Source organism: Campylobacter sp. CFSAN093260, from assembly GCF_012890095.1.
GTDB classification, from domain to species: domain Bacteria; phylum Campylobacterota; class Campylobacteria; order Campylobacterales; family Campylobacteraceae; genus Campylobacter_D; species Campylobacter_D jejuni.
Window position 1 is genome coordinate 1,048,231 of record NZ_CP040618.1, and the last position, 14,251, is coordinate 1,062,481.

Sequence of the window (14,251 nt, forward strand, 5' to 3'; positions counted from 1 at the left end):
GAAAATAAATGAAAAAAATTTCAGCCCTATTTTTAATAAGTTTAGCATTTTTTCTTAATGCTTGCTCCAAGGAAGAAGAAATTCAAAATGATTTTATGTTTGAAGAGTATCACAAAGGAGATAAAATAGTCTTAAATAGTGTAAATGGTGGAAGCAAAACTTTAATAAGAACAGATAAAGGTTTTGTGGTGGAAGGAGAGGAAGGAAAAGTTCTAATGTTTGATTTTTTTGGCACTTTTTGCACCCCATGTAAAGAAGAAGCTTTAGATCTTAGCAAACTTTGGAAAAATAATTCTAGCAAATTTATCATTATAGGACTTACACATTTTGAAGATGTTAGCGATGAAACAGTTAAAAAATTCGCGGATGATTATGGTGCTTACTATTTTCTAAGCAATGGCAGCTCTAATGATCGTATTATTGCTCAAATTTTAAAAGATATAGACTATCAAAATATGGAGCAACTTCCTTTTAAAGTTGTTTTAAAAAATGGAATTTATCAAAAAATAAGCGATTACTGGAATAATAATACTCCAACAAATTTTTATCTTGGTAAAATTCCAACAGAACTCATGCAAGAAGATTTAAATAAAATCTACAAAGGAAAATAATGCCAAAAACCCAAACTCTAGAGCAAACAAAACTTAGTGAACCAAAAATGTATAAAGTTATACTCTTAAATGATGATGTAACAACCATGGATTTTGTTATAGAAATTTTGATGAATATTTTTCATCAAAACCTTGAGAAAGCAAGTCAAACAATGTTAGAAATTCATCACAATGGTTCTGGAATTTGTGGCATTTACACCCAGGAAATAGCTCTTTCAAAACAAAAAAAAGTTATGGATGCGGCTAAACTTGCTAATTTTCCACTACAAGCAAAGGTGGAAGAAGAATGAAATACCAAGAAAATTTACAAAAATATCTTGATAATGCCAAAAATCTAAGCTTAATAAATCACCATGAATTTGTTACCTGTGAACATGTACTGTTTGCATTACTAAAACTAAGCACTGATTTTAAGGATATATTTGAAGAATTTTCAGATGGAGATCTTGAACTTCTAGAAACTGAATTAAAAAATTACATTTCTCAAAACAATCAAGTTATTAAACAAGAAATAGAACCTACAATATCTGTTGTTTTAGATGAAATCTTACTTTCATCTAAAAATAAAAATAATGAAATTAAAATTATAGATTTTTTAGAAAAGCTCATACAGGATTCAAGAAGTTATTCTAGCTATCTCTTAAAAAAACACAACATAAATCTTACCAAAATTCAAGAACTTCAAAATCATGAAAATATACAAAATTTAAGCAACCACACAAGTGATTTAACACTTTTGGCTCAAAATGGCAAGATTGATCCTTTAATAGGAAGAAAATTTGAACTTGAAAGAATGATGCAAATTCTTTCACGTCGCAAGAAAAATAATCCTATTTTAGTAGGAGAAGCAGGAGTTGGCAAAACGGCCATTGTAGAAGGATTAGCATTAGCTATTGCGGAAAAAAAGGTGCCTAAAAACTTACAAAATGCAAAAATTTTTAGTCTTGATATGGCTAGTATACTTGCGGGAACAAAATACCGTGGAGATTTTGAGAAAAGAATTAAAGAAATTTTAAATGAACTTGAGAAAATACCCAATGCTATTTTATTTATTGATGAAATTCACACTATAGTAGGAGCTGGAAGCACAGGAGAATCTCATACTGATTTTTCCAATCTTTTAAAACCAGCTCTAAGTAATGGAACTTTAAAATGCATAGGTGCAACAACTTTTATGGAATATAAAAATACTTTTGATAAAAATAAACCCCTAAGTCGCCGTTTTGCTAAAATAAATGTAGATGAACCAAGCCAAGAAGAAAGCTTGCAAATTCTTAAAGGATTAAAAAACAAATATGAAGAATTTCATCATATAAAATTAAACGATGAAATTCTTCAATATGCTGTAATTTGGGGTAAAAAATTTTTTAATGATAAATTTTTACCTGATTGTGCTATAGATCTGATCGATGAACTTGGCGCTTCTTTTGCTTTAAATCCAAAAGCTAAAAAAAATGCCAATTTAAAAGATTTAGAAAATGTTTTAGCAAAAATGACCCACCATCACAAAATATTTGAATTCGATCAAAATAAAGCTTTAATGAATTTAAAAACAAATTTAAAAGCAAAAATTTTTGGCCAAGATGAAGTTATAGATAGCCTTGTTTCATCACTTAAGCAAAGTTTTGCGGGATTTAAAAATTCCAATACACCACGCGGAGTGTTTTTGTTTACTGGATCAAGTGGAGTTGGAAAAACAGAACTTTGCAAAGCTTTAGCTGAATTTTTAGGTTTAAATTTAGAACGCTTTGATATGAGTGAATATGCAGAAAAACATACTATAAGTAAACTAATAGGATCTCCAGCTGGATATATAGGTTTTGAAGAGGGTGGACTTTTAAGCAATGCTATTCGCAAAAATCCTTTCAGTCTTGTTCTTTTTGATGAAATAGAAAAGGCTCATCCTGATTTAAGCAATACCTTTTTACAGATTTTTGACAATGCTGAACTCACCGACAATAGCGGTCTTAAAGTAGATTTTAAAAATACAATCATTATTATGACATCTAATCTAGGACTTAAAGAAAGCAATGAGCTTGGTTTTTTAAGTAAAAATGAAGAAAAAAGTAATCGTGCTATCAAAGATTTTTTTGCTCCAGAATTTATTAATCGCATTGATAAAATTTTACATTTTAATGATTTAAACGATGCTATACTTGTTAAAATTATCGAAAAAGAACTTGATGAAATTTCTAAAAATTTAAATAATATAAAATTATCAATGGATGATAAAGCCAAAATTTATTTAGCTAAAAAAGCCTATAATAAAGAATTTGGAGTAAGGCTTTTAAAACGCATAATTTCTGAGGAAATAGGAGAAAAAATCAGTGATGAAATTTTATTCGGAAAGCTTAAAAAAGGCGGTATAGCTAAAATCAAACTTGGTAAAAATGGAAAGCTCGAATTTATATTCTAAATTACTCAATGCACCTAAAAATGCTCCTGTATTTTTAAGTCAAAATTTAGAAGCTGATTTTATTGTAAAAGCTTATACTTTTGGTCTATTCCCATGGACAAGTAAACCTGTAACTTGGTGGTGTCCAGATCCTAGATGCATTTTAATTCCAAATCAAATTCACATCCAAAAAAATATGAAAAAATTTATTAATCTCTATCAAATTAAACTTGATTATGATTTTTTAAAATTAATTACATTATGTCGCGATACACGCTCTCAAAGCTGGATAGATGATGAATTTATTACCACTTATTATAAGTTATTTACCCAAGGCTATGCGCATAGCCTTGAACTTTATGAAAATAATGAACTTATAGGTGGAATTTATGGTTTAATTTTAGGCAAGGTTTTCTTTGGTGAAAGCATGGTAAGCATTAAAAAAAATGCATCTAAAGTTGCCATGATTAAACTTTGTGATTTATTAAAACCTTATGATTTTATCATAGATTGTCAAGTTTATAACCAACATTTAGAATTTATGGGTGCTCATAATATTTCTAGGAAAGAATTTTTAAATATTTTAAAAGAAAAATGCAATCAAGAAAGTGGTTTTAAAAATTTTAAAGATTTAATTACTTAAAAATAAGCGTGAAAATCACGCTTATGACATCGCTTTAGCAACTTCAGCAGAGCTTTCACGAATTTTCTCCATACACTCTCTTGCTTCTTTTGCAAGTTCAACACTCTGATTAACATCCTCTAAACCGCTTTTAATACTCTCAACCACTTGTGATGTAACATTACGAATAGAATTAATCGTAGTGGTAATTTCATTAACCGAATGCCCTGTTCTTTCAGCTAAATTTCTTACTTCATCAGCAACAACAGCAAAGCCTCTACCATGTTCACCAGCACGTGCTGCCTCAATAGCAGCATTTAAAGCAAGCAGATTAGTTTGATCAGCGATATCACTAATAGTCTGAATAATAGATTTAATTTCATCTGATTGTTGATTTAATGAGGAAACAAGATTTGAACTTTGAGACATCATATCAGCAATATTCTGAACATTTGAAACAGTGTTTTCAATTACACGATCTCCATCTTGAGTAAGATTATCATTTTTTTCTGCAAGTTCGCTTATGAGGCAAAGTTTTTCTTGATCTTTTTTAACTTGTTCGCTTATATCTGTAGCAAATTTAATAACCTTGTAAATTTTTCCATCATCATTTTTAACCGGATTATAACTTGCTTCAAGGTATACTTTTTTATTATTTCTTCCGTATCTTATATATTTACCTGATTGAAATTTGCCCTCTCTTAAATCTTCCCAAAATTGAACATAGTCCTTAGAGTGTCTATAATTAGAATCACAGAACATGCTATGATGCTTTCCTTTAATCTCATCAATATTAAAATCCATAGTTCTTAAAAAATTTTCATTAGCCGTAATAATAGTCCCATCAGGTTTAAATTCAATAATAGCCATAGAACGATTAGCAGCAGCAATAGTATTTCTAAGATCAAGCATTTCATAATGTCTTTGAGTTATATCATTGGCAAATTTAATAATTTTATAAACATGACCATTATTATCACTAATTGGAAGATAATTTGCTTCTAAATAAACATCTATCCCTCCCTTAGCTATACGTCTAAAAAGACCACTTCTAGCTTTTCCATCTCTTAAATCTTTCCAAAAATCACTATATGCTGAAGAATTAACAACTTCAGGCAAACAAAACATACTATGATGCTTACCCTTGATCTCTGAAAGGGAGTATTTCATAGTTGTTAAAAAATTTTGATTTGCCTCTAAAATAACGCCATCGGTAGTAAATTCAATTACCGCCATGGTATTCCCAATAGATCTTAAAATATCTCCTAAACCATTACATTTTTTTTCAAGTTGTTCAATTATTTTAGTATTATTTTTCTTAGCACCAAACATAAAACTCACCTTTTTAATAATAAATTATTTTAAAATTATATCATATTTATATAGTATTATTTACTTAAAATTATATTAATTTATAAGTTAAATATATCCTTTAAACCTACAATAATCATCTTAAACCCCATAGCAACAATAAATACTTGTGCTATACGAGAAAAAACATGTAAAATCAATTTTCCAACTATTTTTTCTATAGTAGCTGCAAAATGAAAAAGTATAAACATAAAAATAAAAGCTATCATTACTCCGCCAAGAGCAACATCAAGCCCACCATCTTCGGCTATAACAATAACGCTAGCTAAAGTTCCAGGCCCAACAAGCATAGGAAATGCCATAGGTATTAAACTCTGTCTTAAAATTTCCTTATCATCCATATCTTGATAAGGACTAAAATCCTTAGTTGCAATTTTTGTTGAAAAAAGTAAATTTTTAATAGCCATTATAATAAGAACCAAACCACCAGAAACCCTTAAATCATCCAATGAAACTCTAAAAATATAGTTCATAAATAAAGGTCCTGATAATAAAAACACCAAAACTATAGTAAAAGCTGTATAGAGAATAGTTCTAAAAAGTTTTTTTCGAAGCATTAAAGGCAATCCATCACTCATAGCCAAAAATTGAGTTAAATTACCAAAAGGATTTAATATAGCAAGTAAAGTAATTGCAGCAAAAAACATCAAATAAAGCTCAGAACCCATACTAGAAAACACTATCAATCCTTAGTTTTTACAAATTCCAAAGAAATAGAATTTACACAATGTCTTACATTTTTAGCAGAAAATCCTTCTCCTTCAAAAACATGACCTAAATGTCCATTGCAATTTGCACATACAATCTCGGTTCTAATCCCATCTTTATCAGGAATTCTTTTAACAGCCCCTTTTATTTCATCATCAAAGCTAGGCCATCCACAACCTGATTTAAATTTATCTTCGGATTTATAAAGCGAAGCTCCACATTGTTTGCATTGATAGATTCCCTTTTCATAAAAATCATTATATTTCCCACTAAAAGGAGCTTCTGTTCCTTTATTTAAAATTACTTTTTTTTCTTCTTCATTTAATTCTTTCATGATCTACCCTTGTAAAATAATTTTTATATTATATAATTAAATTTTCAATTTTAAATGATAAATTTTTATAATTTTCAAGAAAGTTTTAAATGCAAAAAGAATTTTTTCAAGAACTTCAAGATATTTTATATGAAAAAAATATAACTATAAAATTTCACTCTTTTCAAAATTTTTATGAAGACTTTAAAAGCCACAAATTTAATTTTAATCACGAGCATCAAAGCATTTTCAAAAAAAATACATCACAACAAATTACCTTGCTTCATCCTACGCGTATAAGAAGGCCTAAATTTGTCAATTCAACTCATGCGCTTGCTAAAATAATTCATTCAGTCGCTCATATAGAATTTAATGCAATTAACCTGGCTTTAGATGCGAGTTATCGCTTTAAAAATCTACCTTTGCAATTTTATTACGATTGGCTGGAGGTAGCAGATGAGGAAATTAAACATTTCAAACTTTTAAATTCAGTACTTAAAGAACTTGGTTACAAATATGGAAATTTTCCAGTGCATGATAATTTAGAATCTGCTCTAGAAGCTACAAAAGACTCTTTAAGCTTTAGAATGGGAGTAGTTCATAGAGGTTTAGAAGCTAAAGGGCTTGATGCCAACCCCTTTGTTGTTCAAAAACTTCAAAGTTCCAATCATTCCATTAAAAATCTTCTAATGGAATATCTTGAAATTATACTTAATGATGAAATAAAACACGTTAAAAAAGGAGATACTTGGTGGAAATTTGCAAATCAAAACAGGTATGATTTTATTGAGCTTTGCAAAACGTTTAAACAATTCTCTCTTGCGGGAAAAAAACTTAACATTCAAGCAAGAATCAAAGCTGGCTTCACTCAAGAAGAATGCGAAGTCATTGAAAAATTTTACTCTTGATTTCTTATCTTAAATTTTGAAACGATAATGGTATATAAAACCCGAATAATTCCATAAAGCACATACAAGCTTGCTAAAATTACTAAACTTTCAAGAGGGTAAAGATATAAAAATGAAAATATTATAATTAAAATAATCAAAACTTTTAAAACACTAGAACGATTAAAATCAAGCTTTTTAAAACTAGGATAACGTATATTACTTACCATTAAAAGCCCTAAAATTGCTTGAAGCACCAAAAAAACTACGCCATAAGGCTTTAAAAAATCATAACTGATAAACGCATAAGTCCATATAGTACTCACAACTGCTGCAGTAGGTATAGGAAGACCTATAAAAACGGAGGGTTCATAAGTGCCTGTGGTAACATTAAATCTCGCCAAACGAATAGCTCCAAAAACCACAAAAAAAGCTGTAATCAAAGATCCAAGTTTTCCAAAATCATAACCTATAGCCATATAAAAAAGAACCGCTGGAGCAACTCCAAAAGCTACTAGATCAGCCAAAGAATCAAATTCTACTCCAAATTTTGAAGTAGAATTTGTAAGTCTTGCAACACGGCCATCAAGCCCATCGCAAATCAAAGATAAAATAATATAAATCAAAGCTGTATAATAATTTCCATGTATTGAAGCTATAATAGAAATAACCCCTAAAAAAGCTGAAGCAGCTGTAAAAAGATTGGGTAAAATATAAATTAGTTGCGGTCTGTTATTCATTATTTTTCCTTACGCAAAATAGCCTAGCAATGAACCTGCTTTAATTTCATCATTTAAGCCTATATGAATTCTAGTATCTTTTGGTAAAAGTAAACTTATAGAGCCATTAATTAAAAAACCCATTCTATCTCCTGCTTTTAAATCATGAGAAATATTATCAAGCTTTAATTTTCTATCAAAAGAACCTGCATAGATTCGCAAGGCTATCGTTTTATTCTCTTTAACTTTTGCCAAAATAAAAGCTCTTTCATTCATCATTTTTGCAGATTTTAATTCACTGCACAAAAAAAGCCCATGTCGTAAACGAATATCTATTATAGACATTGCAAAAGGTGTATTAAAATTCCCAGCATCATAAAGAGCATTTTTAATAGCAATTTCAACACATTCACCCAAATCTTTATGATGAATATTTTCTATTTTAGTAACCCTACCATCCATAGGTGCAAAAATAGCTTTTTCATCGCTACAAACAAGTTCTCTTTTGGGCGCTCTAAAAAGAAAAATACAAATTACAATTAATGCTAATAGCAAGATGGAAAAAGAATAAAAAATCCACACAAAAATAAAAATTAAGCTTAAAATAATAAGACTTAAATATCCATATTTTGCAATAAAATCTTTCATTCTTCTACTTTAACTTCAGTTTTAACTTCTTCGAGTTCTTGTAAACGAGTTGGTAGACTATTTTGATCCTCAAACTCTTTAATAATCTCGCGCACTTTATTACCTTCAATAGTTTCTTCTTCATAAAGGGCTGCAACCATAGTCTCAATCGCTCCCTTATAAGTATTTAAAGTATCTTTAACATCTTTATAGCGTTCATCCAAGGTTTTCTTTACATAATCATCTAAAGATTCTGCCATCTTTTCAGAATAATCTTTGATAGTTTGTCCACCACTTAAGAAAGTATTTCTTTGTTTTTCAAGTACCATAAGTCCTGCAATTTCACTCATACCATACATAGAAATCATAGCTTTTATGATATCGGTTGCTCTTTCTAAATCATTACTTGCACCCGTTGAAATTTCACCTATAAACACTTCTTCAGCTGCACGACCACCCAAAAGTACATCTACTTCAGCGATAAGTTCATGTTTTTGCATTAAAAATTTATTTTCCTCAGGAGTATTTAAAGTATAACCTAAAGCCGCAAGACCACGCGGAATCACAGAAACCTTACTTACACGTTTTGCGCCTTTGGTAGTTTCAGCAATCAAAGCATGACCGCATTCATGATAAGTAACAATTTTCTTTTCTTTTTCATTAATACGACGTGATTTCTTCTCAAGCCCTGCTATAGCTCTTTCAACAGCTTCAACTAAATCATTTTGTTCTACATATTTTTTAGAATCCCTACCCGCTAAAAGCGCTGCTTCATTAATAATATTTGCAAGATCAGCTCCTGCAAGCCCTGCGGTTAAGCGTGCTATATCTTCTACTTTAACTTTTGGGGAGATTTTGACATCTTTCATGTGCACTTTTAAAATATCACACCTACCTTTAAAATCAGGTTTATCAACTAAAACTTGTCTATCAAACCTTCCTGGTCTTAAAAGCGCTGCATCTAAAACTTCTGGGCGATTTGTTGCTGCTAAAACAATGACTGGGGAACTTTCTGTCCCAAAGCCATCCATTTCAGCCAAAAGCTGATTTAAAGTTTGCTCTCTTTCATCGTTTCCACCCATCATGCCACTTGCTGCACGACTTTTACCAATAGCATCTATTTCATCTATAAAAACAATAGCAGGAGCTTCTTTTTTTGCATTTTCAAATAAATCTCTCACACGAGAAGCACCTACACCCACAAACATTTCTATAAAAGACGAACCTGAAACACTAAAAAACGGCACATCAGCTTCACCTGCAACTGCTTTTGCAAGCAAAGTTTTTCCTGTACCTGGAGGCCCAACAAGTAAAAGCCCTTTTGGAATTTTAGCTCCCAATTTAATATATCTTTCAGGATACTTTAAAAAATCTACAATTTCTTTTACTTCTTCTTTAGCTTCTTCAACACCAGCTACATCGCTAAATTTTACTTTAGGTTTTTCTGAATTTACAAGCTTCTTAGAACTTCCTATACCCAATATAGAACTTCCCATATTTTTTTGCATACGACTTGCCAAAAACATCCAAATACCAAAGAAAATAAATACTGGCAAAACCCATGAAAAAAGTATATCCGTAAACCAATTTGTTTCAGAATACGCACCATAAGCGATATTTTTACTATCTAGTAAACTCACAAGCTCAGGATCATTAACTTTTTTTGCTGTATAAACAGTATTGTGAGAGCTTGAAATCGCTTTGATTGTTGTTTGTCCTATACTAACTTGATTGATTTGTCCACTTTCAATAAGCTTTTTTAACTCAGAATAAGGGACATTTTTATTTACTTCATTGCCATTCAATGCCCCGCCAAAAGAACCATTGCCATCAAAAAATCCCTTAAAAATAATTATCATTATAATTGCAAAAATCGCAAAAATAAAAATGGGATTTTTGTTAAAAAAATTATTACCCTGCGGATTACCCTTATTATTTTGGGTATTATTATTCATTACTTATCCTTTTTTATTATTTTTATATACAAAACTACACCACTCATTGATTTGCATTTCATCAATGAGTTCCAAATCTTGAAATTTTTCTTTAATTCTTGTTGAATATTTATCTAAAATTCCTGACAAAATAAGTATAGCATTATCTTCTAAATGGTTTTTAATATCTTTTTCTAAAATTAAAATCACATCTGCAATGATATTTGCAACAATTAGATTATATAAACCATTTGCTTTATCTATAGATCCACACCAAGCCTTGTGAAAATCGACACCATTTAATCTTGCATTTTCTAAAGAACTATCAATAGCCAACTCATCAGTATCACAAATTTCAACATTACAACCAAACTTTGCCATAATAATACCCAAAATTCCACTACCACAACCAAGATCTAAAGCTCTTAATTTACTTTTAGAAAATTTTTGTAAAAATTTTACACAAGAATATGTGCTTTCGTGATGTCCTGAGCCAAAGGCTAAGGCTGGATTAATCTTTATATTTATACAATTCTTCTTTTCTTCTTGCCAAGTTGTATGGATGTAAACATTATCCACTAAGATAGGTTTTATGCCTTTTTTATATTCTTGTATCCAGTCCTTGTTTTCTTTCTCTACAAGACTTAAATTAGAAATAATTTTATGGTTTAAATTGAAAGTAGTTGTAAGTTTTTGAGCAAATATTTCAAGTGCCCATGAAAACTCTTCTAAACTCTCATGGGATCTAATGTAAACACCATTATCTTTCTCTTCTATGGCTTCTATACCTAAATCAAAAGCAAAATCAAGAAATAAATTTTTATACCGCTCTTCTACGATAAAGAACAATTCATAATATTTTTTTTGCATTTAGAATTTTAAAAATCAGCCTTTACTCAGCTGCACCTTCTCCACTTCCTGTTCCTAAAACATCTTCAAGTTTTTCCTTTAAAACTTGTGGAGTAAAAGGTTTTACAATATAGTTATTTACGCCAGCTTTTAAAGCAGTAATCACTTCAGCTTTTCCGCCCTCAGTTGTAACCATGATGATAGGCATATCTTCATATTTTTTCTCTGCTCTTACTTTTTTTACCAACTCCAAGCCATTCATTTCTGGCATATTCCAATCTGTAATTAAAACTTTTACATCTTCATTTTTAGTTAATAAATCCCAAGCTTCAACGCCATGCTCAGCTTCTAAAACATCATCGTGTCCAAGTCTTGTTAGGGTATTTTTAATAATCCTTCTCATAGTAGAACTGTCATCAACAACTAACAATTTCACAATTTCGTCCTTTCAAAGTTTTTATAGTTTTATTTTACCCTTTTTAGCCTTATTAATCAAGCTAAAAAATTTTAAAAAACAGCATTATATCATCTTTTACTTAAATTTTTACTCAAATATTATTATTTTTATACTTAACCGTAAATAAATATACACTTAAACCTAAAAGAAGCAAGCTCACTCCACCGATAAGATAAATCGCATAAATCATCTGAGAAAGATCACCAATAGCAAGTTTAAATACCAACATCAAAGCTTCTATAGCTAAAGCAATGATAATAGAACCCAAAAATCTCACCATAGTTTTTTGAATTCCACCTTCTTCTTTTTTTGTCCTTCCTAATACTTCTTGTTCGATCAAAGTTTTTGCCAAATCAAAAATAGCTAAAGCCAAAGTTATAGCGATGGTACTTTCAAACATATGTTCTATACCTATAGCTTGATTATCAAAAAGACTAAAAAAACCTTTTTGAAATAAAAAACAAGTAATCACAAATAAAACCAGTGCGAAGCAAAAATATACCGAACGACTAAATTGAGTAAAAACAAATTCAAATTTTCCTGCTTGAATAATCTTTAAAATATCTTCAAGTTTTATATCAATACAAACAACAAAAAGCAAGTTATTTTTATCATCGTAAATTGGCATAGAAGCTGTCACGCAAAGCTCATTATTTAAAACCGAAGGATAAGGATCGCTCAAAACACATCGTCTTAATTTTACAGCTCTATAAAAATAAGAACGAGTACTTCTATCCTCACCCTGCCCTATTTCATGAGCTTTATTTAAGGAAATCGCATTTTCTATTTGCATGCCTGAAATATCTAAAATATACAAAGCATCAAAAACAACAACTTCATGAGCTATTTTATCCAAAGCTGTTTTAATCGTTTCAAGGTGAATATCAGGAAGTTTATTGGGTAGATTTCTTGTTAAAATATAACTCATATAAGCTCTAGCACGATAGCGATTATCTTCAAATCTTTGTATATCTTTTATATACATTATACACCTTCTTTATTGTGTTTAAATTCAGGTACAATCTTTAATAAAGCCTCTGAAATATCTTCACATATTTGTAAATTTTCTATCTCTTTATTAAGCCAATCAAGATCAACCTTCTCATTCTTTGCTACAAAAATACTCTCATATTGCGTTTTAGCATCATTTTTATCAATCAAAAGCTCTTCATAAAGCTTCTCACCTTTTCTTAAGCCTGTGATTTTAATCTCTAAATCATTGCGATTAGAAAGTAAAAGCATTTTTTTAGCTAAATCTATGATTTTCACAGGCCTACCCATATCCAAAACAAAAAGTTCTCCCCCTTTTGCGATAGCCCCAGCTTGTAAAACAAGTTGCACTGCCTCAGCCACAAGCATAAAATAACGCACTATATCAGGGTGCGTTAAAGTTAAAGGCTCATTATTGGCAATTTGTGCTTTAAATTTCGGTATCACACTACCACTAGAACCTAAAACATTACCAAAACGCACACAAGCAACTTCAAAATTTTCATCACTCATACTTAAAGTATAAAGCTCGCAAACTCTTTTAGTACAGCCCATAATATTTGTTGGTCGCACTGCTTTATCTGTACTTATCATCACAAATTTAGTTACTTTATTTTCTTTAGCACTGTCGCATAAAATTTTGGTTCCTAAAATATTATTGATTACTGCTGAATGTGGATTTTGTTCGCAAAGAGGCACATGTTTATAAGCGGCTGCATGTAAAATAAGCTCGGGTTTATAAGTTTTTAATACCTCATCTAAACGTTGCTTATCTAAAATACTCAGTAAAATAGGAGTAATTTTTTCTTTATATAAATTTAAATCATCATTGATCTTATAAAGATTATACTCACTATGATCAACCATAATAAGATGCTTAGCACCAAATTTAATACATTGCTTACAAAGTTCACTGCCTATAGTTCCACCTGCTCCACTTACCAAAACTACCTTGTCTTTTAAAAAAGCCGCCACAGCACTATCATCTAAATCTTTTGGTTTTCTAGCAAGCAAGTCTTCTATGCTGATATCTCTTGCTTCGTTTCTTGTAAAAGAAAATATTTTTACATCGCAAATACCATAAGCTACAAGTTCTTCAAAAAGTTTTTTAAGCTCTTCTTGTTCAAGTCTTAAAGCAATAATGGCAGTTTTTACCCCTTGTTCTACATAAGATTTTATTTTTTCTTTTTCTTCTACAATAAATTTATCACAATAAGTCCCTATAAGCTCTTTTCTCGCATCAACTACGCCTACAGGAAAAAGCCCTAAAGAACCTTCTTTTGCACCTTTTAACAAATGCAAAGCCTTAGAAGTTGCCCCTACTACAATACAAGGAGTTTCTTCTTCTTTCATTCTAGAAGGTTTAAAATCCACAAGCATTCTTTTGCTAATTCTTAAAGTACCTATAAACATATAAGAAAGAACAAAATCTATCACAATAGCACTTCTTGGAAAAGGATTAAAAAAATCACTAAAAAAATAAAAAATAAGAAAAAAACAAAACTCAGCTAAAAGCAAAGCGATAAAAATCTTTCTTGCTTCATTGAGAGAAAAAAATCTCCAAGCTACTTTATAAATTCTAAAAACAAACAAAAATGAAAGTTTTAAAACAAGCAAAATAATAGCAGAAACCATCATACCATGATAAAAAATACTCGGAATATCTCCACTAAATCTCAAAGAAAAAGCCAGATAAACGCTAAGTAAAATTAAAACAATATCTGAAGTTAAAAAAAATGCTAATCTTTTGCTTTTATAAAAAATCATT

The 14,251-nt window shown here is 30.1% G+C and carries 15 protein-coding genes; 5 read left to right on the forward strand and 10 right to left on the reverse strand.

The window, feature by feature from the left end:
• The first annotated feature begins 8 nt into the window (after positions 1-8).
• Genes FBF22_RS05385 through aat form a run of 4 tightly spaced genes read left to right on the forward strand, consistent with a single transcriptional unit; the run spans position 9 to position 3,649 of the window.
• Complete coding sequence (locus FBF22_RS05385; protein WP_002872545.1) at positions 9-611, forward strand: TlpA disulfide reductase family protein; 603 nt, start codon at positions 9-11, stop codon at positions 609-611.
• Positions 611-901: an ATP-dependent Clp protease adaptor ClpS gene (locus tag FBF22_RS05390; protein ID WP_002852892.1), complete on the forward strand. Its 291-nt coding sequence runs from the start codon at positions 611-613 to the stop codon at positions 899-901. Before FBF22_RS05385 ends, FBF22_RS05390 begins: the two co-directional genes overlap by 1 nt.
• Positions 898-3,027 (forward strand): AAA family ATPase, encoded by a 2,130-nt coding sequence (locus FBF22_RS05395; RefSeq protein WP_052777652.1) that lies wholly within the window; start codon positions 898-900, stop codon positions 3,025-3,027. The genes FBF22_RS05390 and FBF22_RS05395 overlap by 4 nt, the downstream gene beginning before the upstream one ends.
• Positions 3,002-3,649 carry a leucyl/phenylalanyl-tRNA--protein transferase gene (aat, locus tag FBF22_RS05400; protein WP_002826100.1) on the forward strand — a complete coding sequence of 216 codons (648 nt, stop codon included), beginning with the start codon at positions 3,002-3,004 and terminating at the stop codon, positions 3,647-3,649. Before FBF22_RS05395 ends, aat begins: the two co-directional genes overlap by 26 nt.
• A 21-nt stretch (positions 3,650-3,670) precedes the next feature.
• Here aat and cetZ read toward each other — a convergent pair whose 3' ends face one another.
• The 3 genes from cetZ to FBF22_RS05415 all read right to left on the reverse strand — a co-directional run bounded on the left by cetZ (position 3,671) and on the right by FBF22_RS05415 (position 6,041).
• Complete coding sequence (gene cetZ, locus FBF22_RS05405; protein ID WP_002858314.1) at positions 3,671-4,960, reverse strand: energy taxis response protein CetZ; 1,290 nt, start codon at positions 4,958-4,960, stop codon at positions 3,671-3,673.
• 80 nt (positions 4,961-5,040) lie between these two features.
• A complete protein-coding gene (locus tag FBF22_RS05410) occupies positions 5,041-5,667 on the reverse strand; it encodes a MarC family protein (RefSeq protein ID WP_002864805.1) in 627 nt (208 codons plus the stop codon).
• A 14-nt stretch (positions 5,668-5,681) separates the two neighbouring features.
• Complete coding sequence (locus FBF22_RS05415; protein ID WP_002826104.1) at positions 5,682-6,041, reverse strand: methionine-R-sulfoxide reductase; 360 nt, start codon at positions 6,039-6,041, stop codon at positions 5,682-5,684.
• An 89-nt stretch (positions 6,042-6,130) separates the two neighbouring features.
• Between FBF22_RS05415 and FBF22_RS05420 the strand changes: the two genes are divergently transcribed.
• Positions 6,131-6,928, forward strand: a complete 798-nt coding sequence (locus tag FBF22_RS05420; protein WP_002852814.1) for a ferritin-like domain-containing protein — start codon at positions 6,131-6,133, stop codon at positions 6,926-6,928.
• On the opposite strand, the gene pssA is transcribed toward FBF22_RS05420, so the two are convergent.
• The 7 genes from pssA to pglF form a co-directional block, all read right to left on the reverse strand.
• On the reverse strand, positions 6,919-7,647 hold the full coding sequence (gene pssA / locus FBF22_RS05425) for a CDP-diacylglycerol--serine O-phosphatidyltransferase (RefSeq protein WP_002852812.1): 729 nt from the start codon (positions 7,645-7,647) through the stop codon (positions 6,919-6,921). The genes FBF22_RS05420 and pssA overlap by 10 nt on opposite strands.
• Before the next feature lie 9 nt (positions 7,648-7,656).
• On the reverse strand, positions 7,657-8,274 hold the full coding sequence (locus FBF22_RS05430; protein ID WP_002852690.1) for a phosphatidylserine decarboxylase: 618 nt from the start codon (positions 8,272-8,274) through the stop codon (positions 7,657-7,659).
• On the reverse strand, positions 8,271-10,208 hold the full coding sequence (gene ftsH, locus FBF22_RS05435) for an ATP-dependent zinc metalloprotease FtsH (RefSeq protein WP_002852796.1): 1,938 nt from the start codon (positions 10,206-10,208) through the stop codon (positions 8,271-8,273). The genes FBF22_RS05430 and ftsH overlap by 4 nt, the downstream gene beginning before the upstream one ends.
• A 3-nt stretch (positions 10,209-10,211) precedes the next feature.
• The gene (locus FBF22_RS05440; protein WP_002856135.1) at positions 10,212-11,057 is read right to left on the reverse strand and encodes a 50S ribosomal protein L11 methyltransferase; all 846 of its coding nucleotides are present in this window, start codon (positions 11,055-11,057) and stop codon (positions 10,212-10,214) included.
• 22 nt (positions 11,058-11,079) lie between these two features.
• Positions 11,080-11,472, reverse strand: a complete 393-nt coding sequence (locus tag FBF22_RS05445) for a chemotaxis response regulator CheY (RefSeq protein WP_002866134.1) — start codon at positions 11,470-11,472, stop codon at positions 11,080-11,082.
• Between the two features lie 112 nt (positions 11,473-11,584).
• Positions 11,585-12,478 carry a PDC sensor domain-containing protein gene (locus FBF22_RS05450; protein ID WP_002856519.1) on the reverse strand — a complete coding sequence of 298 codons (894 nt, stop codon included), beginning with the start codon at positions 12,476-12,478 and terminating at the stop codon, positions 11,585-11,587.
• Positions 12,478-14,250: a UDP-N-acetylglucosamine 4,6-dehydratase (configuration-retaining) gene (gene pglF / locus FBF22_RS05455; protein WP_002884076.1), complete on the reverse strand. Its 1,773-nt coding sequence runs from the start codon at positions 14,248-14,250 to the stop codon at positions 12,478-12,480. Before pglF ends, FBF22_RS05450 begins: the two co-directional genes overlap by 1 nt.
• Between the last annotated feature and the right edge of the window lies 1 nt (position 14,251).

Excerpts from the sequence above, each read along its gene's own strand:
- pglF (WP_002884076.1), bottom strand. The coding sequence starts at position 14,250 with ATGATTTTTTATAAAAGCAAAAGATTAGCATTTTTTTTAACTTCAGAT.
- pssA (WP_002852812.1), bottom strand. The coding sequence starts at position 7,647 with ATGAATAACAGACCGCAACTAATTTATATTTTACCCAATCTTTTTACA.
- FBF22_RS05385 (WP_002872545.1), top strand. The coding sequence starts at position 9 with ATGAAAAAAATTTCAGCCCTATTTTTAATAAGTTTAGCATTTTTTCTT.
- FBF22_RS05450 (WP_002856519.1), bottom strand. The coding sequence starts at position 12,478 with ATGTATATAAAAGATATACAAAGATTTGAAGATAATCGCTATCGTGCT.
- aat (WP_002826100.1), top strand. The coding sequence starts at position 3,002 with ATGGAAAGCTCGAATTTATATTCTAAATTACTCAATGCACCTAAAAAT.
- ftsH (WP_002852796.1), bottom strand. The coding sequence starts at position 10,208 with ATGAATAATAATACCCAAAATAATAAGGGTAATCCGCAGGGTAATAAT.
- FBF22_RS05410 (WP_002864805.1), bottom strand. The coding sequence starts at position 5,667 with ATGGGTTCTGAGCTTTATTTGATGTTTTTTGCTGCAATTACTTTACTT.
- cetZ (WP_002858314.1), bottom strand. The coding sequence starts at position 4,960 with ATGTTTGGTGCTAAGAAAAATAATACTAAAATAATTGAACAACTTGAA.
- FBF22_RS05415 (WP_002826104.1), bottom strand. The coding sequence starts at position 6,041 with ATGAAAGAATTAAATGAAGAAGAAAAAAAAGTAATTTTAAATAAAGGA.
- FBF22_RS05440 (WP_002856135.1), bottom strand. The coding sequence starts at position 11,057 with ATGCAAAAAAAATATTATGAATTGTTCTTTATCGTAGAAGAGCGGTAT.
- FBF22_RS05395 (WP_052777652.1), top strand. The coding sequence starts at position 898 with ATGAAATACCAAGAAAATTTACAAAAATATCTTGATAATGCCAAAAAT.
- FBF22_RS05430 (WP_002852690.1), bottom strand. The coding sequence starts at position 8,274 with ATGAAAGATTTTATTGCAAAATATGGATATTTAAGTCTTATTATTTTA.
- FBF22_RS05420 (WP_002852814.1), top strand. The coding sequence starts at position 6,131 with ATGCAAAAAGAATTTTTTCAAGAACTTCAAGATATTTTATATGAAAAA.
- FBF22_RS05390 (WP_002852892.1), top strand. The coding sequence starts at position 611 with ATGCCAAAAACCCAAACTCTAGAGCAAACAAAACTTAGTGAACCAAAA.